The sequence below is a fragment of the Paenibacillus sp. AD87 genome, from assembly GCF_001659845.1.
GTDB classification, from domain to species: Bacteria; Bacillota; Bacilli; order Paenibacillales; family Paenibacillaceae; genus Paenibacillus; species Paenibacillus marchantiae.
Genome location: NZ_LXQN01000007.1, coordinates 4,668,405 through 4,694,438, shown reverse-complemented (window position 1 = coordinate 4,694,438; position 26,034 = coordinate 4,668,405). Strand labels below are relative to the sequence as shown.

General features: G+C 47.6%; 24 protein-coding genes and 1 pseudogene. 17 read left to right on the top strand and 8 right to left on the bottom strand.

Translation table 11 applies throughout. The annotated features are described in order from the left end of the window. Position 1: 1 nt before the first annotated feature. Both gpAD87_RS20740 and gpAD87_RS20735 read left to right on the top strand, forming a co-directional pair. A complete protein-coding gene (locus gpAD87_RS20740) occupies positions 2-958 on the top strand; it encodes an oligopeptide/dipeptide ABC transporter ATP-binding protein (protein WP_064640325.1) in 957 nt (318 codons plus the stop codon). Continuing rightward, positions 948-1,550 carry an ABC transporter ATP-binding protein gene (locus gpAD87_RS20735; RefSeq protein WP_064640323.1) on the top strand — a complete coding sequence of 201 codons (603 nt, stop codon included), beginning with the start codon at positions 948-950 and terminating at the stop codon, positions 1,548-1,550. The genes gpAD87_RS20740 and gpAD87_RS20735 overlap by 11 nt, the downstream gene beginning before the upstream one ends. A 329-nt stretch (positions 1,551-1,879) precedes the next feature. Here the strand turns inward: gpAD87_RS20735 and gpAD87_RS20730 are convergent, their stop codons facing one another. Next, the gene (locus gpAD87_RS20730) at positions 1,880-3,091 is read right to left on the bottom strand and encodes a MalY/PatB family protein (protein WP_064640321.1); all 1,212 of its coding nucleotides are present in this window, start codon (positions 3,089-3,091) and stop codon (positions 1,880-1,882) included. A gap of 351 nt (positions 3,092-3,442) precedes the next feature. Further along, positions 3,443-5,443, bottom strand: a complete 2,001-nt coding sequence (locus tag gpAD87_RS20725; RefSeq protein WP_064640319.1) for a S9 family peptidase — start codon at positions 5,441-5,443, stop codon at positions 3,443-3,445. Positions 5,444-5,787: 344 nt separating this feature from the next. Here gpAD87_RS20725 and gpAD87_RS20720 point away from each other — a divergent pair, with 344 nt between their 5' ends. The 6 genes from gpAD87_RS20720 to gpAD87_RS20695 all read left to right on the top strand — a co-directional run bounded on the left by gpAD87_RS20720 (position 5,788) and on the right by gpAD87_RS20695 (position 9,919). After that, positions 5,788-6,357, top strand: a complete 570-nt coding sequence (locus gpAD87_RS20720) for an STM3941 family protein (RefSeq protein WP_082935200.1) — start codon at positions 5,788-5,790, stop codon at positions 6,355-6,357. A 35-nt stretch (positions 6,358-6,392) separates the two neighbouring features. Beyond that, positions 6,393-7,259 carry an aldo/keto reductase gene (locus tag gpAD87_RS20715; protein WP_064640318.1) on the top strand — a complete coding sequence of 289 codons (867 nt, stop codon included), beginning with the start codon at positions 6,393-6,395 and terminating at the stop codon, positions 7,257-7,259. A 189-nt stretch (positions 7,260-7,448) separates the two neighbouring features. Continuing rightward, a complete protein-coding gene (locus gpAD87_RS20710; RefSeq protein ID WP_064640316.1) occupies positions 7,449-7,859 on the top strand; it encodes a GntR family transcriptional regulator in 411 nt (136 codons plus the stop codon). After that, complete coding sequence (locus gpAD87_RS20705; protein WP_064640314.1) at positions 7,852-8,550, top strand: ABC transporter ATP-binding protein; 699 nt, start codon at positions 7,852-7,854, stop codon at positions 8,548-8,550. The genes gpAD87_RS20710 and gpAD87_RS20705 overlap by 8 nt, the downstream gene beginning before the upstream one ends. Next, positions 8,547-9,287, top strand: a complete 741-nt coding sequence (locus tag gpAD87_RS20700; protein WP_064640312.1) for a hypothetical protein — start codon at positions 8,547-8,549, stop codon at positions 9,285-9,287. Before gpAD87_RS20705 ends, gpAD87_RS20700 begins: the two co-directional genes overlap by 4 nt. Before the next feature lie 134 nt (positions 9,288-9,421). Next, positions 9,422-9,919: a hypothetical protein gene (locus gpAD87_RS20695; RefSeq protein WP_064640310.1), complete on the top strand. Its 498-nt coding sequence runs from the start codon at positions 9,422-9,424 to the stop codon at positions 9,917-9,919. Positions 9,920-10,070: 151 nt separating this feature from the next. Here gpAD87_RS20695 and gpAD87_RS20690 read toward each other — a convergent pair whose 3' ends face one another. Together gpAD87_RS20690 and gpAD87_RS20685 are read right to left on the bottom strand one after the other, a co-directional pair. Beyond that, positions 10,071-10,964 (bottom strand): WYL domain-containing protein, encoded by an 894-nt coding sequence (locus gpAD87_RS20690; protein ID WP_082935199.1) that lies wholly within the window; start codon positions 10,962-10,964, stop codon positions 10,071-10,073. Continuing rightward, positions 10,912-12,267, bottom strand: a complete 1,356-nt coding sequence (locus gpAD87_RS20685; protein ID WP_064640308.1) for a helix-turn-helix transcriptional regulator — start codon at positions 12,265-12,267, stop codon at positions 10,912-10,914. Before gpAD87_RS20685 ends, gpAD87_RS20690 begins: the two co-directional genes overlap by 53 nt. Positions 12,268-12,701: 434 nt before the next feature. On the opposite strand from gpAD87_RS20685, the gene gpAD87_RS20680 reads away from it, so the two are divergent. The 4 genes and pseudogenes from gpAD87_RS20680 to gpAD87_RS20665 all read left to right on the top strand — a co-directional run bounded on the left by gpAD87_RS20680 (position 12,702) and on the right by gpAD87_RS20665 (position 15,764). After that, entirely contained in the window at positions 12,702-14,195 is a 1,494-nt protein-coding gene (locus gpAD87_RS20680) for a TROVE domain-containing protein (protein WP_064640306.1), read from the top strand. A 25-nt stretch (positions 14,196-14,220) separates the two neighbouring features. Beyond that, a complete protein-coding gene (locus tag gpAD87_RS32270; RefSeq protein WP_064640304.1) occupies positions 14,221-15,027 on the top strand; it encodes a nucleotidyltransferase domain-containing protein in 807 nt (268 codons plus the stop codon). Further along, a pseudogene (locus gpAD87_RS32265) lies at positions 15,011-15,265 on the top strand (polynucleotide kinase); the annotation flags it as partial. The gene gpAD87_RS32270 and the pseudogene gpAD87_RS32265, both read left to right, overlap by 17 nt. A 247-nt stretch (positions 15,266-15,512) precedes the next feature. Next, positions 15,513-15,764: a hypothetical protein gene (locus tag gpAD87_RS20665; RefSeq protein ID WP_063567677.1), complete on the top strand. Its 252-nt coding sequence runs from the start codon at positions 15,513-15,515 to the stop codon at positions 15,762-15,764. Between the two features lie 196 nt (positions 15,765-15,960). Here the strand turns inward: gpAD87_RS20665 and gpAD87_RS20660 are convergent, their stop codons facing one another. After that, positions 15,961-16,881: an AEC family transporter gene (locus gpAD87_RS20660; RefSeq protein WP_063567676.1), complete on the bottom strand. Its 921-nt coding sequence runs from the start codon at positions 16,879-16,881 to the stop codon at positions 15,961-15,963. A gap of 121 nt (positions 16,882-17,002) precedes the next feature. Between gpAD87_RS20660 and gpAD87_RS20655 the strand changes: the two genes are divergently transcribed. The 3 genes from gpAD87_RS20655 (at position 17,003) to gpAD87_RS20645 (ending at position 19,869) form a co-directional block, all read left to right on the top strand. Then, positions 17,003-17,518 (top strand): mismatch-specific DNA-glycosylase, encoded by a 516-nt coding sequence (locus tag gpAD87_RS20655; protein ID WP_064640302.1) that lies wholly within the window; start codon positions 17,003-17,005, stop codon positions 17,516-17,518. A gap of 199 nt (positions 17,519-17,717) precedes the next feature. After that, positions 17,718-18,290, top strand: coding sequence for an RNA polymerase sigma factor (locus gpAD87_RS20650; RefSeq protein ID WP_064641084.1), 573 nt, complete (start codon positions 17,718-17,720; stop codon positions 18,288-18,290). Further along, positions 18,271-19,869, top strand: coding sequence for a DUF4179 domain-containing protein (locus tag gpAD87_RS20645; RefSeq protein WP_064640300.1), 1,599 nt, complete (start codon positions 18,271-18,273; stop codon positions 19,867-19,869). Before gpAD87_RS20650 ends, gpAD87_RS20645 begins: the two co-directional genes overlap by 20 nt. Before the next feature lie 149 nt (positions 19,870-20,018). On the opposite strand, the gene gpAD87_RS20640 is transcribed toward gpAD87_RS20645, so the two are convergent. Then, positions 20,019-21,077 (bottom strand): LacI family DNA-binding transcriptional regulator, encoded by a 1,059-nt coding sequence (locus gpAD87_RS20640; protein WP_064640299.1) that lies wholly within the window; start codon positions 21,075-21,077, stop codon positions 20,019-20,021. 248 nt (positions 21,078-21,325) lie between these two features. Between gpAD87_RS20640 and gpAD87_RS20635 the strand changes: the two genes are divergently transcribed. Continuing rightward, complete coding sequence (locus gpAD87_RS20635; RefSeq protein ID WP_064640297.1) at positions 21,326-22,645, top strand: glycoside hydrolase family 125 protein; 1,320 nt, start codon at positions 21,326-21,328, stop codon at positions 22,643-22,645. A gap of 300 nt (positions 22,646-22,945) precedes the next feature. Here gpAD87_RS20635 and gpAD87_RS20630 read toward each other — a convergent pair whose 3' ends face one another. Then, positions 22,946-24,001 carry a Gfo/Idh/MocA family protein gene (locus gpAD87_RS20630; protein ID WP_064640295.1) on the bottom strand — a complete coding sequence of 352 codons (1,056 nt, stop codon included), beginning with the start codon at positions 23,999-24,001 and terminating at the stop codon, positions 22,946-22,948. 75 nt (positions 24,002-24,076) lie between these two features. Further along, on the bottom strand, positions 24,077-24,895 hold the full coding sequence (locus gpAD87_RS20625; protein WP_231952693.1) for a sugar phosphate isomerase/epimerase family protein: 819 nt from the start codon (positions 24,893-24,895) through the stop codon (positions 24,077-24,079). Positions 24,896-25,092: 197 nt separating this feature from the next. On the opposite strand from gpAD87_RS20625, the gene gpAD87_RS20620 reads away from it, so the two are divergent. Continuing rightward, entirely contained in the window at positions 25,093-25,992 is a 900-nt protein-coding gene (locus tag gpAD87_RS20620) for a helix-turn-helix transcriptional regulator (RefSeq protein ID WP_064640293.1), read from the top strand. Positions 25,993-26,034 lie beyond the last annotated feature (42 nt).

Sequence of the window (26,034 nt, the reverse complement as noted above, 5' to 3'; positions counted from 1 at the left end):
CATGGCTCTTCTTGAAGTAGAGGGAGTGTCGGTTTCGTTCCGGCGTGCTCGGGGATGGTTTGGGCACGAGGAGAACCATGTTATTCAGGATCTGAATCTGTCTGTCAATGAAGGGGAGATTGTCGCCGTTGTAGGGGCAAGTGGATCTGGCAAAAGTGTGCTGGCGCAGGCGATCATGGGCATTCTTCCTGCCAATGCGACGATAGAAGGTCGGATTAGCTATGCATGCGAGCCCCTGACCATGGATCGGCAGCTTCATCTGCGTGGAGATGAACTGGTGTACATTCCGCAATCGGTCAGTTATTTGGATCCGTTGTTGAAGGTGGGCAGGCAGGTTCAACCTGTAAGCCAAAAGACAGGGCGTAAGCACGGATCGACGCTCCGATCCACGGTGCAAAAGGCAGAGCAGGAACTGACGGGACGTTATGGATTGCCACAGGGCACGTCGGGCAAATATCCGTTTGAGCTGTCAGGTGGTATGGCTCGGCGGGTGTTGATGGCAACGGCCACCTCCGGTGCTCCAAAACTCATTATTGCAGATGAGCCAACACCTGGCATCCATCCCGAAGTTCTGGCTGAAACGATGAAGCATTTTCGTCAACTGGCCATTGAAGGCGTGGGCATCCTTTGGATTACCCATGATATTACGACTGCCTTGACGGCAGCCGACCGCATATCCGTATTTTACGCAGGCTCCAATGTGGAGACGGCAAAGGCTTGTGATTTTACAGGTAAGGGCGAAAGGTTACGACATCCATACACGAAGGCGCTCTGGAATGCGTTGCCGCAAAATGAATTTCAACCTCTGTCGGGTACCCAGCCTGCAGCAGGTCGGCAGCAGGTAGAAGGATGCTCATTTGCACCACGCTGTATCGGAGCGACCGCGGATTGCACAAATGAACGTCCTGAGTTGCGCAAAGTTCGTGGTGGGGAAGTGAGGTGCGTTCATGCCACTTGAGGTTAGTGATGCAGGGTATCGTTATGGCAAAGGCGCTTGGGTATTTCAGAATATAAGTATGGAAGTACAGCAGGGGGAAGTCCTTGGCTTATGGGGGCCCAGTGGATGTGGCAAAACAAGTCTTGGACGTATCCTTGCAGGGTATGTGGAACCGTTGGCAGGTCAAGTGCTGCTGGATGGGAAGCCGCTGCCCAAAACCGGAGCCTGTCCGGTCCAGCTTGTATTCCAGCATCCGGAGAAAGCGGTGAATCCACGCTGGCGAATGCGCCGTGTCTTGAAGGAAGCCATGATCGAGGATCAGGAGCTGCTCGATGACTTGGGTATCCAGATGAATTGGCTTGATCGCAGGCCCGGTGAGTTGTCAGGCGGAGAATTGCAACGATTCTGCGTTGCGCGTGCACTCGGCACAGCAACTCGTTACGTGATCGCTGATGAGATGACCACCATGCTGGATGCGATCACACAGGCGCAGATCTGGCATACCGTGATGAATATCGCGCGTCAGCGTAACCTGGGACTGTTGATCATCAGCCATGATCGGCAGTTACTGGACAGGTTATGCGATCGGATTGTGCAGATGCCAACCTCATAACTTACGGGGTATAAACCGTTTTCCAATATAAAAGGGGTGTCCGAGTAGTCAATCATGAGCATGAATCATGGATTTGACTACAGGGACAGCCCCTTTTGCAATTTTCACGAACTCAATGTTTCAACGAATTGAGCACGTGCTATTAGACGAAATTCTACAGTTTGGGTGTTGGAACGAATCGTAGACACCTTATATGCACGTACTGCCTATATTTTCACAGACTTTGGCTACGCAAACGATAATAAAGAGGTTGAAGTTTGTTAGCCTTCCCATTTCAAGCTAAACTTTCGAATAAGGTGTAACCGATTCGTTAGCGTCCTTAATCTACTTTAAACGTAATTCAACTTATTGTCCGACAGCCTGCCCACCAGCACAGACAATCTGCGCATGGCTTCTTCCACTGTTGAACGTGGGCAAGCCACATTCATGCGCATGAATCCTGTGCCTTCTGCTCCGAAGATACTTCCATCATTAAAGGCGAGTCCCGCTTCCTTGAGCAGCATCATACACAGCTGCGCATGCGGAATATTCAACTTTCGGAAATCCATCCACAGCAGGTAAGTCGCTTCTGGAAGCCGGATTCCGATTTGCGGCATATGTTCCGTGACATACTCCTGCACGTATTCCATATTTCCGCGGATATAGGCAAGACAGTCATCCAGCCATTCTTCAGCACCGTTGTAGGCCGCTTCTGCTGCCACTGCTCCCAACGTGCTGATGTTGGCAAGTCCCATCGTTTTCACACCTTGCATGAATGATTCCCGTAGCTTGGCATTTGGAATGATGATATTGGAGGTGCAGAGACCTGGAATGTTGAACGTTTTGCTTGGTGCTGTACAGATGATGCTGAGATCAGCGACAGCATCAGAAATAAGGGCCATTGGTGTATGCGCACCGCGTTGGTGGACCAGATCGGCATGAATCTCATCTGAAACGATGAGTACATTATATTGCACGCAGAGTGCAGCAAGGCTTTGAAGTTCTTCACGAGTCCATACCCGTCCAACCGGGTTGTGAGGACTGCACAGAATTAACATTTTGACCCGACCCGTCTTCAGGCAGGATTCCAGATGCTCCAGATCCATGGAGTAATGTCCATCGTTCTCCACCAACGGATTGGTCATCAGTTCTCTGCCTTGACCGCGTACTACTTCATAGAAGGGAGCATATACAGGCGTCTGGATCACTACCGCATCACCCGGTTCGGTGAACCGTTGTACAGCAATGCTGAGTGCAGGTACAATACCTGGGGTGAATATGATCCATTCATCGTTAATGCTCCAGTTGTGACGTCGCTCCATCCATCCCGATAGCGCTGCGTGATACGCATCTGTTCGCACCGTATAGCCAAAAATCCCATGTTCCATTCGAGTCTTCAACGCCTGAATGACCGATGGTGGAGCGGCGAAATCCATATCAGCAACCCACATGGGGAGTGCATCCGCAACACCAAAAATCTCCTCAAGCGCATCCCATTTCTCTGATCCCGTGGAGAGCCGATTAATCGGCTCGTCAAATGTATGATTATTGTTCTTGCTCATTGCTTAAATCCCCCTTGAAATCCGTTCCTTCGACTACAATCGACAGATTATTATCTAATAAATTTGGTGATTTCGCAACTTGTAACAGCGGATGGATTCCATTTTGTATGGGGCTGTATCCAGGATTTTATTCATGTAATAACAATGATTCGAGGTTGTGCACGGATAGTAACGCAATAACCTTCCCATTTCCATATGTCCAAACAGCAAAAAACCACCAGAGAAGGTCATGATATGACCGCTTCTACTGGTGGTTTTTGCTGATCCTGGATTCGTCTCGTCAAGGCAGACATAGGTAGCCGGAGGAAGAATATTTATCTTTTATTTCATAAATGTGATCTTATGATGGCGTTACAGGTGCTCATTGAACCATCCAGCAATATGCTCCAGACGACGTACCCTTAAGTGCGGGTGACCTCCGCGGGACAATTCGTGATTGGCTCCCGGGAAACGAACGAACCGAGTGGTCTGTTTGCGTCGCTTCAAGGCAACATATAGTTGTTCAGCTTGTTCAATCGGACAACGCAGATCCTGCTCACCATGCAAAATCAGCAGCGGCGTGCTGACATTACCCACGTATGCAAGCGGAGAATGTTTCCATAACTTCTCGGTGTCATCCCATGCATTACCGCCAATCTGGTCTTCCGTGAAAAAGAATCCAATATCACTAACTCCGTAGAACGAGAGCCAGTTAGAGATGGAACGCTGAGTGACGGCTGCCTTGAAACGGTCAGTATGTCCAACAATCCAGTTAGTCATGAAGCCACCATAGCTGCCGCCAGTGACGCCCAGACGGGACTCGTCGATAAACGGATATCGGGAAACCGCATAATCCATGGCTTCCATCAGATCACGATAATCCCCACCGCCATAGTCACCCCGGCAGGCATTCACGAATTGCTGCCCGTATCCGAGCCCACCTCTTGGATTGATATATACAACAGCATAGCCCTGTGCTGCGAGGATTTGGAACTCATGCATAAACGTAAAGCCATACATCATATGTGGACCGCCATGAATTTCAAGGATGGTTGGGACTTTGACTCCTTCCACCATACCAGCCGGTTTCAGCATCCAGCCTTGCAGTCGCAGGCCATCAGAGGAATCAAACCAGAAGGTCTCGGGTGTGCTAAGTTGAATCTCTTCAACCAGTTGAGGATTGCTATGGGTCAATTGAATAGGCTCGGCCCCAACTTCATCAGGTTGATTATACATAAAGAGATCACCAGGACTAAGTACATTTGCTACGGCAGCCACAATCTGTCCATTTTCCAGCTCAGCAAACTGATAGAACTCTTTTTCGTCCGCCAAGATGTATTCGGCATGACTGCCGTCCCGTGCAAATCGGGCAATCCGGACACTACCTTCAATAGTAGCAAGACAGAGAATGGATGAACCATCACGACTGAATACCGGGCCCGTATTAGTTAAGTGTGAGCGCATATCACCAACGAGGCTATGATTGATCTGTACATCCCAATCCTTGCTCATACATACGGGTTGGCCGCCTGAGATCGGAAGGGTATAGAGCTTGACCAACGTAGCATTTCCATAGGAACGGTCGCTGGCAAGCAGTGCAAGGGATTGTCCATCAGGTGCGTACGTCAGCCGGCCGAAAGAGTATCCTTCCGGAGTCAACTGCTGCACGTCAGATCCGTCAGCCTTGGCACGATACACATGGTTTGTCAGGGTGTAATCGTTATGCTGCTCGCCTTCTTCCGGAAACTGAGCGATCCAGGCAATGGACTCTCCATCCGGCGACCACGCATAGTCCCCGACGTCATAATGGCCTGTCGTTACAGGGATCGCTTCTCCGCCTTCAGTTGGAACACGGAAGAGATGGGTTCGTCGACCGTTCCACAATCCACCGCTGTCAGATTTCATTCGAATTCGATCCACGACAAGTTCTTGCAGCAGTTTTTTATCTATGTCTTCAGTTTCATCTTCGTCTTTTTCACTCATGTCCACAGATGATTTAACAAGCAAAGTGAGCCCATCCGGTGACCAGAGCAGGGAGCTGACGCCATGTTCTAAATGACTGATTTGCTGTGCTTCTCCACCATCTGAGGCGATTAGCCACACTTGTGTTTTGCCTTCATGTTCTCGTAAAAAAGCAAGCTGTGAACCATCCGGCGACCAAGCAGGAGCGTGATCCTTATCTCCGGATGTGAAAGCTCTGTCCTTCTGGTTCTCCAGGTTAAGGAGTCTCAGGTGAGAAGAATAACCGTCTCGTGCTTCATTTGTTTTCCGACTTACATATACCAGTTGTCCGCCCTGAGGAGACGGAGTTGGATCATTAACCCATGTAATCTGAAAAAGATCTTCCGATGTTATGCCGCGCAGACTATTCATTGTTTGTCCTCCCACCACGATCAGATTGTTTTAATTTCCTAACCTTTCCATTTATATTAACGGAAAGCATGAGGCAGGACAACACGATTCTGAACGAACGTACTCCTATTTCTTAACAATATCGCCTGTGCCTGAAAGGAATTATTGGAAGCATGACGAATCCTAATCTTGAATAGTCATGAAATGGACGAAATGTTGTCTGAAAATGATGTTTAATGTCAGTTGAATCTGTTTAATCAACAATGCTATTTAAGTTATATTTGGTTATCCAGCTCATTTAATGAGCTGTACCCCGTTTATATAGATCATTCTTGTCTCAGTCACCATGAAGGAGGAGCATCACTTTGTCCACATCCTATGATCAACAGCACGTGGAATACCCGAGCCGGAAACGAATGGCATGGCTTACAGTGGGGGCGGCACTTTTTGTAGCCGCCGGATTTTTTTTGATGTTTGATGATTCTTCAGCCAAGGGATCTGCCATTTCTTCCGTTATAGGCTTGTTCTCCATTATATTTTTTGGGCTTTGTCTCTGCTACAGCCTGGTGAAGATGATTAAGAAGGAACCTTCCTTTGTTGTCGATGAACATGGGTTTGTGGATTCATCTTCTTACACATCAGGAGGGTTAATTGCCTGGAAAGATGTTGAGAATATTTTTATGTATGAATTCATGGGACAGAAGATGATTGGGGTTAAATTGTGGGACGAGAAAGCGTTTCTGGATCGTCAGAATGGGATGAAGCGCAAATTAATGACAGTAAACAGCAGCATAGTCGATGCTACGGTAAGCATTGCCCAGAACAGCCTCACATTACCACTGGACCAGTTGTATATCATGATGGTGGAGCGTTGGAAGCAATCGAATGAAAGGGCGAGTGAAGGAAGTAGCTTTGATCTATTTAATAATGAATAGATAATGAGGAATATTGTCAGATTGGAGGAGTACAGATGCAACAAGGAAATCAGATGCGTACGATCCAGCTACCCGATGGGACAACACTGCCTGCAATCGGACAGGGAACATGGTATATGGGTGAGAAGCAATCCAGTCGGAGAGAAGAAGTTCAGGCACTGCGTTATGGTATTGAACGTGGAATGACAGTAATAGATACGGCTGAGATGTATGCTGAAGGCGGGGCGGAAGAGGTCACTGGTGAGGCAATAAAAGACTGTCGTGATGATGTATTCCTGGTATCCAAAGTGTATCCTCATCATGCGGATCGGAAGCAGATGATTACCGCTTGTGAGCGCAGCCTTTCGCGTCTGGGTACAGATCGCTTGGATCTGTACCTGCTGCACTGGCGTGGAGGTGTGCCGTTGGAAGAGACGGTTGAAGCTCTGGAACAGTTGAAACAATCAGGCAAAATTCTGCGCTGGGGTGTTTCGAATCTGGATACAGAGGACATGCAGGAGCTATGGAACATTCCAGCTGGTCAGCATTGTGCAGTGAATCAGGTGCTGTATCATGCAGCTTCTCGTGGTATTGAATACGAGCTTCTTCCCTGGTTGAAGGAACGCCGTATTCCTGTGATGGCCTATTGTCCGCTGGCCCAAGGTGGCAGGCTTCGTAAAGAATTGTTGGAGCATTCAGTCATCCGTGAGATTGCCAAGGATCGAGGAGTCAGTCCTTCGCAAATTGCGTTATCTTGGGTTATCAGGGATGGAGACATACTGGCGATCCCGAAAGCTGTACAGCTGAATCATGTTGCAGAAAATGCTGCGGCGATGGACGTTATTTTGACCCAAGATGAAGTTGTTCGGTTGAATGAGGCATTCCCTGCACCTAAGGGTAAAGTGCCTTTGGATATCGTATAGAAACTTCTTGTGAGACCGATTACATCATACAATGACCGTAGTTGGAAGAATCAAGAGTAATAAGAGCAGATCTGAGGATCTGTTCTTTTTTTTGCATTTGGAGCCATTTTAAATAAATGGGCTTTACAACAACAAATCACTAGTGTACTATGTAACTAACACACAGATACAGAGAGGAGCGAGGACATTGTGAGCATCGAATTTGACAACAACTTGCCAATCTACCTGCAGATTATGCAGTACATCAAAAGACAGATTGTGACCGGGACACTTAAGGCAGGCGATAAAATTCCTTCGGTTCGTGAGCTCGCGGCCGAATTACAGATCAATCCCAATACAGTACAGCGAACATTTCAGGAGTTGGAGCGGGAAGAAGTGGTTGAAACCAAGCGAGGTCTGGGCCGATACGTGACAAGTGAGGAGTCGAAAATTATGACGATCAAAAAAGAGATGGCTGGTGAATTGCTGGAGCGTTTTCTGACAGGAATGCAGGAGCTGGGCATCGAAGAACAGGATATCGTAAATATCGTCGCTGATGCCGTTGCGGAAGGAAAGCAATCACTGCATCGCGATGGAATAGGAGGAACAGTGAATGAGTAATATTCTTGAGCTGAACCATGTAAGCAAAACGTATGGCGGCAAGAAAGCTCTTCATGACATCACGCTTGATATCGCACCAGGCCGAATTGTAGGTTTGCTGGGCAGTAACGGTAGCGGTAAAAGCACTTTGATGAAGCTGGTTGCAGGGCTTCTGCACCCCAGCAGTGGAGATGTTCGTGTCACGGGGAAAGCGGTTGGCTTGGAAACGAAGTCGTTGGTATCCTTCATGCCGGACCGCCCATTGACCGAGAACTGGATGAAGGTACGGGACGCGATCGCGTATTACCGCGATTTCTACGCTGATTTTGATCAAGAGAAAGCGAGAGAGATGCTTGATTTCATGAAGCTTGGAGAGGGAGAAAAGGTAAGACATTTGTCGAAAGGTATGAATGAACGACTGCAATTAACACTGGCTCTTTCCCGTAAAGCTCGTCTTTATCTGCTCGATGAACCAATTGGCGGGGTAGACCCGGTTGCCCGGGGCAAAATTCTGGATGCGATTGTGAAGTTCTATGACGAAGACAGCAGTCTGATCATCTCTACACATCTCGTGAATGATATTGAACGGATTTTTGATGAAGTGATCTTCATCCGTGAAGGTGAATTGGTGATGCGGGAAGAAGTGGAGACACTGCGTCTCAAGTACGGTAAAAGTGTGGATGAGATGTTCAAGGAGGTCTATGCGGAATGATGACACTGCTGAAATATGACTTTAGAAGGAATTGGGATACATTATTGGCTTGGCTAGCCGTATTAATTATCGTTCAAATTGGGCTAGCAATTTTCGTGTCAGATATAACAGGAAGTGTTATAGGTTTTATTGCATATTTCGGAGTAGGCGTATCCATTTATGTGAAAATGATCAAAACGTATTGGTCCAACATCCGTTCGTATAATCGCCGTCTTGTGCCGGTAACGGGATTGTCTCACGTCTTGTCTCCTATCATATTCGGAACACTCTGTGGGCTGGGTTTACTGGTTGTTGCCACCATTCACTATTTTATTTACAATGCAACACACACAGGGATTAACTTTACCAGCTACATGAACGATTCGGGTATTCATCTTTCGGAGATTGTTTCGTTGCTATTGTTTTTCTGGTGGGTAGCTTTGTTCTGTATCATAATCATCTTCCTCTCCATTTCGATTGGAGGCAGCTTCCGCTTTAAAACAGGACCGTGGATTAGTATCGTCGCATTTTTCGTACTAATCAATGTCATTAGCTGGCTGGAGAATACCATCTTCTCGGGTCGCTTTAACCCGGATGAATTATTTCAGGTAACGGAAAAAAGTACAGGGCTCTCCATTATGTCCAATCGAATCATGTGGTCAGATGGAACGTGGGCAAGTATCATTTTTGAAATTATTGTGGCAGTAATTTTGGTTGGCGTTGCCGTGTATCTGAATAATAAAAAAGTAGAAGTATAAGTTAAGATTCTGTCAGCTGCAGTTTAGCTGGCAGATTTTTTATTTGAAGCAATTCCCATTTCTTATACGTAAATAGGGATATATGTCGTTTTACAACAAGGGGGAAGGTTTATTTCTTTTAAGGGAGGGGTTTCATGGAACTCTATTTCAGAGATAATTTCTTTAATGCAGGGTACACCGAGATTATGAACCATGAACAGGAACGGGCAGGTCATCTCGATTTGAAAAGTGCCTTTGGTTCATCGCTTGATGTATTCGATAACTCGGGACTCATTTGCAGTGGTAAATTCCGCATGTTAAGTAACCGTTGGGATGTAACCTCAGCCGATGGAAGGGAATGGGGTGTCTTACGGGCGAGGATCAGTTTCTTCAGTAAGAAGTATGAGTACAATGCAGGACCGCGTGGTGTGTATGATGTCTCCGCTCCGGCGTTTTCACATGAATATGATATCACCGGGATGGGCGGTAAAGTTGTGGCAAGCTTCAGGCGTACAAGTGGCTGGTTCGGTTCAGGCGCATTTGTGTTAGACAACCAATCAGAACATCTGGATACGTATGAATTGATAGCGGTTGTGATGGGTGTGCATGCGATTAATAAAAGAAGGAACTCGGCTGCCGGTAGTGGCGCGTAGAGAAAACATATGAACAAAGAGGCTGTCCCTTAGGTCGTTAGCATAACGGGGGACAGCCCTCTTTGTATTATATTATTCTAATGAAACGAACACGCTCTATTCGTTCCCATTTGCATAAGTCGGACGTTTAACGAATCACAACTAACATGAGCTATGCAGAATCACTGTCGTCTGCATTGGCGAAAGGCTTTTCAATGGGGTGGCTCCGTACTCCTCCAGAAGTCCGTTCAGGCATTGCTTCAAGCTCGGTTTCCGCATAGCGTGCTAATACTTTGGCGGCTGTCTCGGACATTCGCTCTCGAAGCACAGCATTGTTTGCAATCCGTACCCGTTTGCCCAGAAAACGCATTTTGGACAGTACGTAATCCATCTCATTACGCGGAATGGTCAGCTCAATGCGGTACGTCTGTTGGGCTTCCACAAATTCCACCTGCTTCTCGAAGCAGGAAAAGGCATACAGAATTCGCGACAACTCCTGATTGAACTCCGGCAGCACTTCGATCGTTACGGTCGTCTTCCGGTTCTCCGTTAAAATGGCTATTTTGGCAGCATATTGAGAAGCAGTTTCCGGTTGAAGCGACTGGGCTTCCGCGGTAATGATGCTGTGCAGCTTCGTAGACATCAGTTTGTTATAGAGTGGAGCATACCAGAGTACGTACCATTCTTTTTTGACCATGGAATATTCGAGCTTGTAGGGAAATCCAAACTGATCCTGGCTGATTCGTCCATTGCGTACACGCCCTGTCAAACGAAACCCTTGATGGTGCAAAATCATCTGCCGTAATGGTTTGAGCAGCGGATGAAAGACACTGTTTTCTTCACTTTTGGCTTTTTCGGTCAGGTAATCCTGAAGGTCCAGATCCTGCTCTGCATCCAGCATTTCATGCATTTTGTGCAACGTGTCAGGGTGCAGCGCTTCTGGTGCGGCAGGGTGATTCAGCATCATGCGCAGCCAGGCCCGTTCCTGGGATGTCCAGGTGAACAGTCCGGTTTCATTCAATCTCGTCATCATCTGGTAGTTGAACATCTTCTCGAACAGATTCATAATATTGCGCAATCTCCTTCCATTCCTTAATCATCTCCTGACGCAGCCTCTGTGGAGCGATCACCTCACAGCTTGAGCCAAAACTCCGAAGCCACGGCTTAATCTCGGTGATACCGTTGACCTGGATTTCATACAGGAAGGTATGTTCCGTTTCGGGCGTAATCGTTCCCCATTGGCCTTGCAAACGAACCCGATCCAGAATGAAGTTACGCTGGCCGTCCTGAGGATGGAAAAATCGGGCTTGAACCGTCACGGTGTTTCCCGTATCCACCAGCCAGCTGTAGCGGCTGATCTCGGCCCACTGTTGCTTCAATTCGAGCATATATTCTTCTTCAATTGAATCCTGTTCCTCCAGCTGTGTAATGCCTTCCATCCGGAATTTCACAAAGCCACGGCGTCCCTGATATCCAATGACATACCAGCGGCCATACTGATGGTCATAGACAACTTCAAGTGGTACGATCCGGTTGGATCTTCCGCCTGCTTCCCGTTCAAAGCGTGGATTCGTATTCTGCGAGCTGTAGCTGGACGGTTTTTTGGGTGAATAATATAGAAACTGGACATGTTTTCGTTGGCGAATCGCACTAAGCAGAGTGTACAGATGTGCTTCGTCCAGAATGCGTGAATAATAGTGGTACTTGTATATGAATGGCTCGGTGGCTTCTTCCTGCGGATAACTTGCGCCAATGGCTTTTTTGAGACTATCCCGCAATATATACCCTTGTACGGACGGAACCTGGGTGTTTGCCATAATATCCACAAAATCATACAGCTCCAGCTGTTCTTCCACGGTTAGACCCGTAAGTACGTCCTGTTGCAAAAGGTAACGATAAGGCCTGCCGCCAGGTTCCTTGCGGATCACCCCCACTTCTTCCAGATACTTCAGATCTGACCGAATGGTCTTCTCGTCAGGTAGCGCTAGTTCCTCCGGAAGTTCAGCGCAGCAGGCATCCAGTAATTCCATTGCGGTTAAAGCTTGATCTTGCAGGGTATGCAAAAGAACGGAAAGTCGTTGAACTTCAGTCTCTTTCATCGACTTGGCGCGAAAGAGGAAGAGCAGCATTGGTTCTGCAGATTCCCCATATTGGAAGCGAACGAGATCCGCCATTTCTTTGTTTTGTTCCGAGCCTGAGCGTTGGTCAGTGACGGTCTGCATGATTTCTTTTAATCTGCGTTGGGTTTTATCAAATGTATGTACGGAGATGCCGAGTCGTTCGGCATACTGTTTACGGTTGTACGCACCACTTGTCAGGGACAACATGCGCAGAAATTGAATTTCTTTGTCAAAGCTTTCTTTAGCCATGAATATTCACTCCTTGGTGGCCTGGAGTCAGGCGGATATAGTGAATGACTATGTTGGCAGAACAATTCTGCGATATATAGAAACATTCGTGATCTTCCCATTTACTATACCCTACATTGTATCAGGATGAGTGGCTGGTTTCATTTTAAACTTATGGAGGTCGCCATACTTTCGCCATGTTCGCGTGCAGACGTGTGAGGCATAATAAGGTTGTGAAGCGGGACAGCAACAAACTCTGCGGATCAAGGTTCCGAGGCGCCAGGGAGGGTTACTTCGACTGTTAATCGACCAGGTCGTTGGTTCGAATCCAATCGCCGCCGTTCATGGCGGTGTAGCTCAGCGGTAGAGCGGGTATTATACCTTCCCACCTTTTTCCTCGGAACATTTTATTATGGAATATCAGTAAATAGACTCACACCGGGAGGTCATGAGGGATGAGCAGAGCGAAACAATTATTTAATCAACCTCAGCCAACGACACGTAATCATGGGGGCTACGGAGCCTATGAGCGATTGGTGGAGGAACAATATATACAGATGTTGATGACCAATACATTGAACAATACGTTTTATGCAGATACACAGCAACTGATGGATGATGCGATGGTCAGTCATCAGGAGATGGCTGAGGTCGATCCAGGGTTTATGGCACGGGCGCTGGTCTATGCTCGTAATGAAGGCTTGATGCGGTTACAGCCTCTATACGGGCTGGCACTCTTGTCCAAGGTGGACCCGGATCAGTTTGCGAAAGTATTCTCCAAGGTAGTACAGACACCGGCTGACTTGGCCGATTTTCTGACGATTCTAAGAGGAACGGGGCGAGGACAGGGCGGTCGAGCGGTGAAGCGCCAGGTGAGTCAATTTTTGAACGGCATCACTGAATATTGGGCGATCAAATACAACGGGCGCGGCCGTGGATACAGTCTGGGCGATATGATCGCTACAGCACACCCCAAGCCGACAGATATGAAGCAGCAAGCCTTGTTCCGTTATTTGCGAGGACATGAAGTGGATCTTACAGACCTGCCGCAGTTGCAGGCGCTGGAAAAGCTGAAGGCTACCCCAAACCCTGCAAGTCGGATGCATCTGATCGAAAAAGGAAAACTGTCGTATTCGGTGGTCACATCGATCATGCAGCCGACACGTACGGTATGGGAGGCGTTGATGTCCCAGATGCCGACCTTTGCATTGTTACGTCATCTGAATGCGATGGATCGGGCGGGAGTGTTTGAGAAATCGAAAAATATCGATTACGTAACGGGTCGTCTAACGGATGCAGAAGCTCTGCGCAAGTCGCGCATCTTACCTTTCCGATTCGCCAGTGCATATGAAATGATCGCAAGAGAAGAGCTGCGCTCTGCTTTGCGGGAAGCGGTGGAGCTATCGATTGGCAACCTGCCATCGTTGCCGGGAAGAACCGCTATTTTCCTGGATCGCTCCGGTTCCATGCAAGGGGATTATTTGCGAATTGGATCGGTGCTGGCACTGGCGCTATATAAACAAACACGAGGCAACTCGCTGTTCTGGTTATTCGACCACATGGTTGAGGATGCTCGTCCCAAGATGGATGAAAGTATCCTTTCCCAAGCTCATCGGATTCGCGCACAAGGTGGAACTGACACGGGACGGCCTGTACGAGAGCTTCGGGATATTGGAGAGAAAGTGGATCAGATCATTATGATCACCGATGAACAGCAGAATGAAGGCAGTCCGTTATATGCTGAGCTTGTACGTTATCGGCGGATGATGAATCCGGACCTGAAAGCATTTATTGTGGATATTGCACCTTATCAGCAGGCAATGGTGCCGCCACGGGATGGCAATACCTTTTATATCTATGGGTGGAGTGAAACGGTACTGACGTATATTGCTGAGACTGTAGCGGGATATGAAACACTTGCGAACCGGGTGAGAGAGATAGAGATTTAAATTGGAAAATGTGGAGGCCACAGAAATGACTCATGTTCATAAAGAAATGAGAGATACGATTAGACAGCAGCTGAAGCAGATCGAACAGGAGGAGCAGGTGCGGATCATCTATGCCTGTGAATCGGGCAGTCGGGCATGGGGATTTCCTTCACAGGACAGCGATTATGATGTTCGTTTCCTGTATGTGAGACCGCTGGAATGGTACTTGTCCATTGAGGATAAAAGGGATGTTATCGAACGCCCGATCAGTGATCAGCTTGATATCAATGGTTGGGATTTACGCAAAGCTTTGAAGCTGTTTCGCAAGTCGAATCCACCGCTGCTGGAGTGGCTGCAATCCCCGATTCAGTATGACGAGCCGTACAGCGTGGCAGAGCATATTCGTGCACTATCGCCTTTGACCTTCTCACCAAAGTCCTGTATGTACCATTATCTGAATATGGCGAAGGGGAATTTCCGGGATTATTTGCAGGGTGAGCAGGTGAAGATCAAAAAGTATTTCTATGTGCTGCGCCCACTGCTCGCCTGTGGCTGGATCGAACGTTATGATACGATGCCGCCGATGGCATTTGAAGAGCTGGTGCAGGAGCTTGTTCCTCAGAGCGCGCCGCTCTATACGGAAATCCATGAACTGCTACGTCGGAAAAAGGCGGGTGAGGAACTCGACCTGGAACCGCAGCTACCCGCGATACAGGCTTTTTTGGCGGAGAAGATCGCGCATTTTGAACAACTGGCCGCCCAGCTGGAGAATGAACAGATTATTAAATATGAAGAACTGGACCGGATTTTCCGTTTTGTACTGCAAGAGGTGTGGACTCCAACCTGCGATTAAAGTACGAGGTCGTGCGTATTTGCACATCATTTATGGTATGGATTACCTCGCACCGGACAATTTGTCCCGGCTCAGCAAACGCAAAACGTCCAAAAAAGAGCGCCACGCTCTGATGGAAAGTGCCTTGGGTATGGAGGGAATCGAGCGTTTTGTGCGCATGGAGCCTGTGGAAAGAGTGCATGAATGTGTGCTCGCAACATTGGCTTTGGAGTCTGAACCGGTGGACCCACGTTTGTAACAGGATTGGTGAAGCATGAGACTTCTGATTCCTTTAGATGCAAGGTAATAGGGCAGGTTTGGTATATCCAAGCCTGTTTTTGTTTATTTTTCGTCAAAATATTTCATTCAAGATAATTAAAATTAGGAGTTTTAACGTTAATATAAATAACTAAAGCCCTATATGTTTCCAATCCATTCTGGGTAATAATTAATAGTAAGCAAGTGGTCATTGGAATCTCACAACGTAACGATAGGGGGTAACCTGTATGGCGTCAATGATTCTGTTGGTGAAACAGACGGAAGACGATGAAAAGGTTATTTATCGATTCGGACCGAATGAGCGGAAGATGGGACTCATTGAAATGAATAAGGTCAAGGAAAGTGTGAAAGAACTGGAACCTGTTCAGGTCGAGGGTGTCAGTCCGAGTTTTTATTTCAATCGGGCCGCACAGCGACTGGTTCGATGTTTGTTCAGAGAAGGCGGTAAGTTCCCTGAACGGACGACATGTGAATCTTAGTTTTTTAAGGCTGGTAAGTCGAACAACAGACTTGATCAGATGGCATATGAAGATAACAAAAGAGGTCCAAGTGCATCCGGAATATGGATGCGTTGGACTTTTTTTAGTTGAGCTGTTATATCATCCATATCCGCATAACCAAAACGTTCACTGCTCCTTGGAGGAAAGTGAACTGGACATTTTTTAAAATATGGCATTAGAACGTCTTCGCAAACGAAATCAGTGCGGTAATCGTAATGATGTTAAGCAGCGTCGAGATCAAAACTGTCTGGGCCGCAAAGTCTGGCTCGTTATCATACTCCTCGGCCAGAATGGACGCATTGACTCCGGTAGGCATACCGGATGCGATAATAAGGGCCTGAGCGGCGATACCTTGCAAACCGAGCAGCAATACAATCGAAATCCCGATGGCCGGGCCAATCAGCAAACGCAGAAATGTGCTAATATACACATCAAGACGATACAGGCGGATTGGATATTTCACAATTTGGGCGCCAAGTGTCAACAATGCTACAGCGACCATACTTTGCTGCGCGTAAGTCAGCGGCATGGACAGGAAAGTGGGCAGTGGAATATTTCCCATATGAAACAAAATGCCGAGCAACAGTGCATAAGGAACGGGCATTTTTAGAAATCCAATGATCACCGCACGGTAATTGCCTTTGAGCTTGGCACCCTGAATGGACAGCACACCATAGGTAAACGTCAGTAATGCCTGTAAAGACATGACCAGTGCCTGGATGGAAGAGGCCAGCGGATCACCACGAAATACCAGGGAGTTAATGGGCAGACCATAATTGCCTGCATTGTCTAGCATGATGCTGTTGTTGAAGGCAGCCTTCATGCCTTTGTTCATGCGAAGCGAGCGTGCGAACACAGACCCCACAATATAGAGAATAAGTACATATAAGGCGTAAAAAAGCGTGACAGTTCCGAGCAATTCCCCCGACATATCGGAGTGATACATGCTCATAAAGACGGCTGCGGGGGTAATACAATAGAAATTGATTTTGGCGAGGGTGTACAAGTCCAACTTGAACACCTTTTGCATCCAGGACCCGACGGCAATCAGGAGAAAGACGGGCAGGACGACTTCAAGCATGATGTCTGCAATCATCAGTTCAGCTTCCTTTTTCATGAAAATTTCAGTCCGATTTCGAAAATACTTCAACCATTATATCATTTTATACACAGATGAAAGATGTAAATGACTAAAAAAGATAAGGGGGCTTTTCATTATGATTCCAGATCATCTGGATTATGGTTTATCGATATTATTTATTGGATTCAACCCCAGCATCACGTCTGGAGAGACGGGTCATCATTATGCTTATAAAGGAAACCGTTTCTGGCGGATTCTTGAACGTTCCGGATTGACCCCTCGTTTATATGATGCACAAGAGGATGGAGAGTTGCTGAAGCTGGGGTACGGATTTACGAATATTGTGGCCCGACCGACAAGAGGTATGGACGATATTACAAAGGAAGAATATGCAGAGGGACGGCAGATTTTAAGGCAAAAGCTGGAGGAATACCGACCAGACATCGCCTGTTTTGTTGGGAAAGGGGTATACACCCAGTACAGTCAGCGTGCTAAAGTGGAATGGGGATTTCAGGACGACCCGGTCGTCAAGGAAATTCATGAATTTGTAGCCCCGTCATCCAGTGGGCTAGTGCGTATGTCGATGGACGAGATCGTAGCGATCTATTCCCAGCTTAGTGATTTTGTCTCAGAGAAAAGCAGGGAGGACTGAAAAACGAAGCGAAAAAGAAACTCCACATGGCAGCAAGCGCCGCAGCAATAATGAAACTTCAATGGTTGCAGAGTTCGCCCATCCGGTTTACACCGGGTGGCGCGAATTCTTTTTTTTGGATAAAGTGAGAGGTTTCAGGAAGTGTTTCCGTCTATATAGTACAGAACCATGCATGGAAGCTGTAGAGAAGGGGGATTACATGACTCAACAGATACCAGAGGAGGAGCTCATTCAGCGTATTATTGCGGGGGACAAACAGCTATTCGCTGTGCTCGTGGATCGATATAAAAATAAAGTCTTCGGCATTTTGCGTGGAATGGGTGCGAGTCATCAGGATGCACAGGATCTCGCTCAGGATACGTTTCTTCGGATTTACCGCTATCTTCCGACACGAAGGGAAGGAAGCAGTTTCTCGTCCTGGGTATACACCATCGCTGTGAATCGGATGCGGGATTTTATGCGGCAACAGAAACCTGTGATGACCGCTGTTCATACGGGCTTGGAACAAACCAATGGTGAAACACCAGAGAAACATGTACTGCATAAGGAAATGCAGCGTGAAATCTATCGCCAGATGGACCAACTACCGGAATCGTATCGGCTAGTGCTGCTGCTTAAATATACGAATGAGCTGAGCTATGAAGAGATTGCAGATATCACGGACATGAGTCCGGCTCAAGTGCGTAATGCACTTTACCGAGGGAAGAAAACGCTGAAGAAACAAATGGAGCGCAAAGGAGGTTTATCGACGTATGAAGCCTATTCCAAATGATGAGGATCGATTGTGGGAACAGCATTTGTTCCGTGAGGAACCGGATGCGGACTTTACGCTTGAGGTGATGCGGAAGCTGGAAGGGGTGTCCATGGAGAGCGCAGAAGACGGGGATCCATTTACGAAAAAGGCTTCCAAGTCCCATTGGATGCGCCGTACGGGAATCGCAGCGGCGGCAGTTGTGATCCTTGTGGGAGGGGCCTGGTTTGCTTTTGATCACACAGCAAAATCCAAGCCTACGGTAAATGCTGTAAATCAGCGGCTTCCGGACATACCTGTTCCAATAGAGGTGAGATCTGATTATTTGACGGACGATTACAAACGTCTGAAACCACTTGATCTTGTAATTAACCCGAATATTCAAATTGTAGATCAGGGGTATACGCTGAAGATTAGAGATGTCCTAGTGGATCGTTCACAACTAATTATTATAATAGAACAAAGCAACCCTGAAGGCAGCACGATACCGGTTGTTTATCTGGATGCAGGAAGAATTCATGTTACAGATGAAAACGGGAACAGTGTTGCTTCCATGACGGTAGATACGAGGCTTAGCAGTCGGAAGTATCAAAGATTTGTATTCCAGTTGAATGATGATATTCCAGATCACGTATTTGTACGGGGAGAATTAAGTTATTTAAAAATCCCTGATCATTATAATATTGATACTGGGAAAATTACAGCAAGTAATACAACAGTGGACTGGAGCTTCCAATTCAACATCGATATGACCAAAGCCAAATTAATGGCTGTTGAGGCTCCCATGAACAACACCTACACCACTCCAGAGGGCTTAAAACTGGATATGACACAGCTTGTACGTACACCAAACGGGACCCGTCTCGACATGAATGTGAGTCTGGATGATCAACTGCGTGCCAAAGTCGGCGAAGATTGGGCGGAAGATATGGACATCATGTATCATATCGAAATCCCGGAAACGAATGAGTATCGAATTTTTAACGAGAGCAGGCCAAATGCCCGTCAAGCCAAATTCCGGCTCCGAGATATGAGTAGACTGAGTGAGAATAATGATGGTCAGATGAAGTTTTCTGAGACATGGGACCCTGCTTATGTTACGGTGGATGCGAAGAAGATTCGCTTTGTTCTGGATGGCTACACCATCCCGGTGTGGGAAGAGAAGTCCGTGGAAGTAGATCTGGAAAAGATGCGTAAGGATGCTGAAATTTACACCTACGTACTGCAATTTGAACAATATGGAGATGAAATTTTATTTTCTGATTTCAATTACAAACCGGTGTGGGAATCCTATGACAAAAACTCCTCACTTGTGCTGGAGGGAAGAGGGATGTTCCAAAATGCTATAAATGGCGATCGTTGGGTGGCCGTAGATCAGGCAGGAACAGAGTATCCTGTTCAAGTAATCGGTTTTCCAGACCAGCCTAATAATGACGGAGAATACGTTGCAGACAATCTGAAATTGGTCATCCGCGGCTTTAACAAAGAAGATGGGACGAAATTAACCTTGAAAAGAACAGCAGCAATTAATCGAGAGTATCGTGATGTGAAATGGGAAGTAGATCTTCCGTCGTACACCAGTCTGCCTTGGCAAAAATAAAAGTCATGAATTATTCTCTGCTAAGAATGGACTAAACTTAGATGAATAATAAGATAGTGATAAAAGGCCCCGCATAATAAAATGCTGGGCCTTTTTGATATTCAATAAAGTTAAGTTGTTCTGATGCTAAAAAAGTTGTGCACATTAAGTTACGCTGATTCCCTTGGAATGAGGGACGTGGATAACATGACTGTTTCCTTTGGTGTTCCCGGACGTTCAATCCTGCGCTGCAAAGCTTCAATCGCACGCTGACCGAGCTCCTCTTTGCACAGATTGACTGTGGTCAGGGGCGGGGACGATGTAGCGGCGGCATGTACATTGTCGATACCGATGACAAGGCAATCCCCAGGTGTGGAGAAACCCATTTCCTGCAACTTATTCATCCACTGCAAGGCGATATCATCATTGACGCCAATCCAGGCATCGGGCCGTTCGTCGGCGGGCATGTTTTTGATTGTGGCAGCCAATTGGTCGATCCATTCGCCGTTCTCATAAGGAATATTCCATTCTCTGAACGTGGTCAACCGACTGCTGTCTGCGTGAAAATGGTTCAAAGCCAGTTCGATGCCGATCTTCCGCTGTGCAAAGCTGGCAGCTCGGCCATCATCCGTAATCAGACCGATGCGGCGGCACTGCATCGACATTAAATATCTAGCCACAGTAATGCCTGCTTCCAGGTTATCATGGCTGATGGTATCACAGTTCAACAGTGGCTCCTGATGATCCACGAGCACAATGGGGCGGCCTGTCTGGCTCAGTCGTTGCAGGACTGCATGGGGGAAAGCGCCCATGGCGATGACTCCTGCACAACGTTCCCAATCCAAGTGAGGAGCGATTGCCCGTTCTGGCGGCGTGTGTTCATCAGCGACTCCCAGAGAGGGAGATACAATGGCATGATGCCATCCTCTCTCATTACAGGCAGAGATCATGCCTGAGAGGACGCGCTGCCAGTAGTGGGGCTCACCCCGGTTGAGCTGATTCATGCAGATGAGAGCAAATGGGGGTTCGGATTGTTCTGTATGGGTTGCAGTTGGAACAGTGCTGCTTCCTGGGGTGCTTTGGCGATATCCCAAGGCACGGGCTAATTCCAGCACACGGGCGCGAGTCGCTTCGCTGACACCAGTCTTGCCACTGAGTGCACGGGAGACGGCATATTTGGATAATCCAAGCTGGTCGGCCAGCGACTGGATAGATACTTTACGTGACATTTCATTACTCCTTCATATGTAAACAATTTGCATAAAACCAACGAGCCATTTCAATCTACAACATATGATCCAATTTATTTTTTCAATGAACCATCCGTTATGAATTGACGATCATCTTCCGGCACAGTACACTTACAAATAATAATGTTATTATAATTTATCATAACGAAAATAACAATGCGACACAAATCATTGAATGAAACGATGCAAACAAATATGGAAACTTCAATTCAAAGGAGACGACATCCATGGAACAGTTCAGATTACCGAAAATCCCCATGCCGCATCTGGAATTACCGCAAGCTGTACAGAGCATTCTTACCGAGGCCGAGGAACGGTTGCAACATAGACCAAGATTGCTGGCACAGTTCCGTAACTGTTTTCCCAACACGTTGGAAACGACGACAAAGCTATTGGATGATGGGACAACCTTTGTTATTACAGGGGATATCCCGGCAATGTGGCTGCGTGATTCAGTGGAGCAGGTGATGCACTACGTTCCGCTGGCAAAGGAAGACGAACAGCTGCAGCGGATCATTGGAGGGCTGATCAAACGGCATACATTCTATGCGGACATCGATATCTATGCCAATGCGTTTAACGAAACGGCTAATGGATGGCATTGGGATGCGAATGATGAGACAGAGATGTCGCCTTGGGTGTGGGAACGCAAGTTTGAGCTGGATTCACTTTGTTTCTCTATGCGGCTCGCCTATGCGTATTGGCGTGAGACGGAATTGACGGATATATTTGACGAGCGTTTCAAGAGGGTGATGGAGAGCATAGTCAGTCTGTGGAAAACGGAGCAGCGCCATGGTGAGCAGTCGCCATACCGATTCATGCGCCGGAATTGTCCAGCCCATGATACACTCCGTAACGAAGGATTGGGGATGCCGGTAAATTATACGGGGATGATCTGGTCCGGTTTCCGCCCCAGCGATGATGCATGTGATTTTCATTATAATATCCCGGCAAATATGTTCGCAGCGGTGACTTTGCGCCAAATGGGGGAGATTGCAAGGTGGGTATTCAGGGATGAGAAGCTGGTCAGCGAGATGGCCCAATTGGAAGCAGAAATACGACATGGTATTTCCTTATACGGTACTTACCGTCACCCCGAGTATGGGCAGATCTATGCCTATGAGACGGATGGTTACGGCAACTTTTGCCTAATGGATGATGCAGGTACCCCGGGACTTATGTCTATTCCATATTTGGAGTATACTTCCACCGAGGACATCGTGTACCAGAATACACGGCGCTTTATTTTGAGCAAGGAAAATCCGTTTTATTATGAAGGGCAAGCAGCCAAAGGCATCGGCAGCCCCCATACTCCGCCCGGATACATCTGGCACATGGCGCTGTCCATGCAAGGTCTGACCGCAGACAATGATAAGGAAATGCTGGAGATGATAGATCTGCTGGAGAACACAGATGCAGGTACCGGGTACATGCATGAAGGTTTTCATTCGGATGATCCAAACACGTTCACAAGGCCGTGGTTTGCTTGGTCGAACAGCCTATTCTCGCAGCTTGTGTACAAGGCAATGAAAAAAGGAATCCTATAAAATGATGTAAGTTCAAAAAATAACTGCCTGCAAAGCAGCCGTTCCGGTTACGAATCGTTCTTTCGATCGCTGTTATCCCCGGATTTCCTGATCGCCTTTTGAAAAGTCGAAATCCGGAGATAAAGGCGAGCACTTCGTTTCTCCAGAATCGATTTCGTCCCCTTCACTGCGTTTGCTATTTGGCATGACATTTTTTAATCATTTCTAGAATAGAAGAGTAAGCAGACAAAAAGCCCAAACTGCAGAAGGTTCGCAGTTTGGGCTTGGTTTATGAGGAGGGCTATTCGGCTCACGGCTTCACTATACAGTCTTCAGCAGATCAGCAATGAACACCTTTTGACCTGTGCGGGCACTTTCGAGGGATGCGAGTACCATGGCCATACTGAACTGGTTGTCACTGCAATCGGTCTCAGGCAGTTGCCCGGATTCCAGCGCTGCGAACATGTCTTCGAGGCAGCCGTGATGTCCGGTTTTCTCCATGACGGGCAGGTGTCCCTCAATCCGCTCATACGGTTGGAAAAAGGACGGTTTGCCTTCCGCATCCAGATGTTGCGCCGAGACAACTTCAGCATAAATGTCATCATTGCCATCCCAGATGGCGGTTCCTTTTTCTCCGGTTACGCGCCAGGATGCTTCCCATGAAGTAGGTACACCTTCTGCGCACCAGGACCCGCGATAGTTAAACACGGAGCCATCGGACATTTCGAAGATGCATAGTGCCATCGCATTACCTTGATACCATGACCCCGGAGGATTAAATTCATGGCAGTACACCGAGACCGGGTTGGCACCGAGAATATAGCGTGCCTGGTCGAAGGTGTGAATCGCCATATCCAGCAGCAGTGGACTATCCATTAGGTCACGGAATCCTCCAAAATGAGGTCCCAGGAAGAAATCTGCCCCTGCAAAACCGACCTGACCAATCGTTCCGTCGGAAATCAACTGCCGATAGGCGCGAATACGTGGATCGAAACGGCGATTTTGCATTACAGCCTGAATATTGCCCGTACGGCGTGCAGTCTGAACAATATCTTCACAGTCAGAGAAGGATTCCGCCAGAGGTTTTTCGCCAAATACATGACATCCTTGTTGTAACGCCGTCATGGCAATACCGTAATGGCTCGCTGGAATGGTAACATCAAATACGATGTTGGCATCTGTTGCTCGAATGGCCTCACCAATATCCGTAAACGTGGGACAGGAGAGGCCGTGCCGTGCAGCGAGTGCAACGGCAGTCTGTTCATACAGATCGACAAGCCCCACAATTTCCGTGTCCGGCCTTTGCATGGCGTAATCAACCCAGGTATTGGACATGGCCCCACAACCTGCCACAACTACCCGATAAGGGTGACTCATCCTATCATCTCCTTATGCTTCTCATTTTCTATGTTCGTGCAATGGATATCATGTAACTCAATGTTAATCCCGTTTTTATACCGGATTAGGAACAAAATCTCCACCACGACATTGTTTCAAATATTTTAACGCGTGCACCTGTCCGGTCATTTCGAGTTCATCTTTGTAGACAGGATCATGCCAGCCTTCAATATCAATCGTTCCCTGATACCCGTTTTGGCGCAGAATCGTAATGATGTCGGACCAGTTGGTATCCCCGAAGCCGGGCGTACGGTGCCAGACGAATTCACGTGGGCCATGCACGCCATATTCTTTGACGATGTCCCAGGCAATGGTGGCATCTTTGCCGTGCACATGGAACACTTTAGGCGCCCATTTGCGCAGCTGAGGAATCGGGTCGATCAGGCTGGACATTTGATGGCAGGGCTCCCATTCCAATCCGATGTTGTCATCAGGAACCGCATCGAACATCATCTCCCAGGCCGTTGGATTATGCGCAATGTTCCAATCGCCTGTCTGCCATGTACCGCCCATATCACAGTTTTCAAAAGCAATGCGTACACCCCGGTCTGCTGCCCGGCGTGCCAGTTCACCAAATACTTCCTTGAACCGGGGGATGGACTCGTTAATGGGTTGATCGGTCAGCCGTCCGGTGAACCCGGAGACGATATCTGCACCGAAGAGTTGTGCGTGATCAATTACTCGCTCCCAGCTCGCCAGTGTATCGGCGTTGTCTCCAGCTCCGGTTAGTGGGTTACCAAACACACTCACCGCAGAGATGACAATGCCTTGTTCGTCCACAATTTCACGGACACGTTTGGCTGTCTCAGCCAGATCCAGATCGCCTGTCGTTTGCCAGAAAGTCAGGTTAAATGATTCGAAGCCGTGTTGCATGATCTGCGGGATAACGCGGACGCGTCCTGCCCGCCTACAAGGGTACCGATGCGTAATGATTTATTCATGGTTGTATTTCACTCCAATATTGGCTTATAGTACTTCGTGACACACTCATTATAGCCGTGCATTAACGGGATGGCTCTACACAATCTTGTGTAATATTAGTCGGATCTTGTGAAGAGGGGGAAGAAGTCGTGCTAGATCTGAAAGCGCTTCACGAAAATACCCGAATTGATCATAAATCACATCCATTTCAGTTGTTCCAAAATCGGTGTTTGGATATGAAAAAGGAAGAATGTATTCTATATTTGCATTGGCATGAACATTTTGAACTGATTGTTATGCGTAAAGGCAGTGCGCTGTTCCATATCGATAGCAAACCTTATGTGGTTCAAGCAGGTGAGGTCATCATTATTCCCGGAGGCACGTTGCATGTCGGGTATGCTCTGGATGATGGGGATGTGGATTATGATTCCGTTGTAGTTAACCGTGCATTGTTCCATGATTTCACTCATGATCCCGTGCATGAGCAATATGTCGCGCCGTATCTGGAAGGCAGGGTGAGGTTTCCGGTCAAACCAGCAGAGGAAAACGCAGCCTGCACAGGTTATTATTCTTTGCTGAATGAAGCTGTGGAGGAGATGGCCTTACAGCCCCCGGCTTATCAGCTCGTGGTGAAGTCCAAACTGCATGCTTTGTTCACCCTGCTTGCTCGTACATTTATGCCGCAGCAGTTGCCGGATAAATCATCGGTCGGATCATATTTTCCCAACCGCGAACGCTTCAAGGAGTTGATCGCACAGATTGAAGCCGACCCCACAGGTAAGATGTCTGTTACGGAAGCAGCAAGCCATGTGGGACTGAATGCGTATCACTTCTGCAAAATGTTCAAAAAGCTGACCGGACGTACCTTCGTGGAATACGTAAACGGGTGCAGGATGAGTGAGGCAGAACAACTCCTGCAAGGCAGCAGTCTGACCATTACGGAGATCGCCGCCAGAGTAGGCTGCGACAATGCGAACTATTTTACGAAGTTATACAAACAGTATAAGGGGGTAACTCCTTCCGGGGGGAGAGTGAAGAAGCAGGTCTGAGTCACAAAAGTCCTCTGTTCATCGTCATGTATTCATTAAGCG

What these genes read in the sequence shown, in the direction of transcription:
- gpAD87_RS20740 (WP_064640325.1), top strand. Translation starts at nt 2, where the DNA reads ATGGCTCTTCTTGAAGTAGAGGGAGTGTCGGTTTCGTTCCGGCGTGCT.
- gpAD87_RS20735 (WP_064640323.1), top strand. Translation starts at nt 948, where the DNA reads ATGCCACTTGAGGTTAGTGATGCAGGGTATCGTTATGGCAAAGGCGCT.
- gpAD87_RS20730 (WP_064640321.1), bottom strand. Translation starts at nt 3,091, where the DNA reads ATGAGCAAGAACAATAATCATACATTTGACGAGCCGATTAATCGGCTC.
- gpAD87_RS20725 (WP_064640319.1), bottom strand. Translation starts at nt 5,443, where the DNA reads ATGAATAGTCTGCGCGGCATAACATCGGAAGATCTTTTTCAGATTACA.
- gpAD87_RS20715 (WP_064640318.1), top strand. Translation starts at nt 6,393, where the DNA reads ATGCAACAAGGAAATCAGATGCGTACGATCCAGCTACCCGATGGGACA.
- gpAD87_RS20705 (WP_064640314.1), top strand. Translation starts at nt 7,852, where the DNA reads ATGAGTAATATTCTTGAGCTGAACCATGTAAGCAAAACGTATGGCGGC.
- gpAD87_RS20700 (WP_064640312.1), top strand. Translation starts at nt 8,547, where the DNA reads ATGATGACACTGCTGAAATATGACTTTAGAAGGAATTGGGATACATTA.
- gpAD87_RS20695 (WP_064640310.1), top strand. Translation starts at nt 9,422, where the DNA reads ATGGAACTCTATTTCAGAGATAATTTCTTTAATGCAGGGTACACCGAG.
- gpAD87_RS20690 (WP_082935199.1), bottom strand. Translation starts at nt 10,964, where the DNA reads ATGAATCTGTTCGAGAAGATGTTCAACTACCAGATGATGACGAGATTG.
- gpAD87_RS20685 (WP_064640308.1), bottom strand. Translation starts at nt 12,267, where the DNA reads ATGGCTAAAGAAAGCTTTGACAAAGAAATTCAATTTCTGCGCATGTTG.
- gpAD87_RS20680 (WP_064640306.1), top strand. Translation starts at nt 12,702, where the DNA reads ATGAGCAGAGCGAAACAATTATTTAATCAACCTCAGCCAACGACACGT.
- gpAD87_RS32270 (WP_064640304.1), top strand. Translation starts at nt 14,221, where the DNA reads ATGACTCATGTTCATAAAGAAATGAGAGATACGATTAGACAGCAGCTG.
- gpAD87_RS20665 (WP_063567677.1), top strand. Translation starts at nt 15,513, where the DNA reads ATGGCGTCAATGATTCTGTTGGTGAAACAGACGGAAGACGATGAAAAG.
- gpAD87_RS20660 (WP_063567676.1), bottom strand. Translation starts at nt 16,881, where the DNA reads ATGATTGCAGACATCATGCTTGAAGTCGTCCTGCCCGTCTTTCTCCTG.
- gpAD87_RS20655 (WP_064640302.1), top strand. Translation starts at nt 17,003, where the DNA reads ATGATTCCAGATCATCTGGATTATGGTTTATCGATATTATTTATTGGA.
- gpAD87_RS20650 (WP_064641084.1), top strand. Translation starts at nt 17,718, where the DNA reads ATGACTCAACAGATACCAGAGGAGGAGCTCATTCAGCGTATTATTGCG.
- gpAD87_RS20645 (WP_064640300.1), top strand. Translation starts at nt 18,271, where the DNA reads ATGAAGCCTATTCCAAATGATGAGGATCGATTGTGGGAACAGCATTTG.
- gpAD87_RS20640 (WP_064640299.1), bottom strand. Translation starts at nt 21,077, where the DNA reads ATGTCACGTAAAGTATCTATCCAGTCGCTGGCCGACCAGCTTGGATTA.
- gpAD87_RS20635 (WP_064640297.1), top strand. Translation starts at nt 21,326, where the DNA reads ATGGAACAGTTCAGATTACCGAAAATCCCCATGCCGCATCTGGAATTA.
- gpAD87_RS20630 (WP_064640295.1), bottom strand. Translation starts at nt 24,001, where the DNA reads ATGAGTCACCCTTATCGGGTAGTTGTGGCAGGTTGTGGGGCCATGTCC.
- gpAD87_RS20625 (WP_231952693.1), bottom strand. Translation starts at nt 24,895, where the DNA reads ATGCAACACGGCTTCGAATCATTTAACCTGACTTTCTGGCAAACGACA.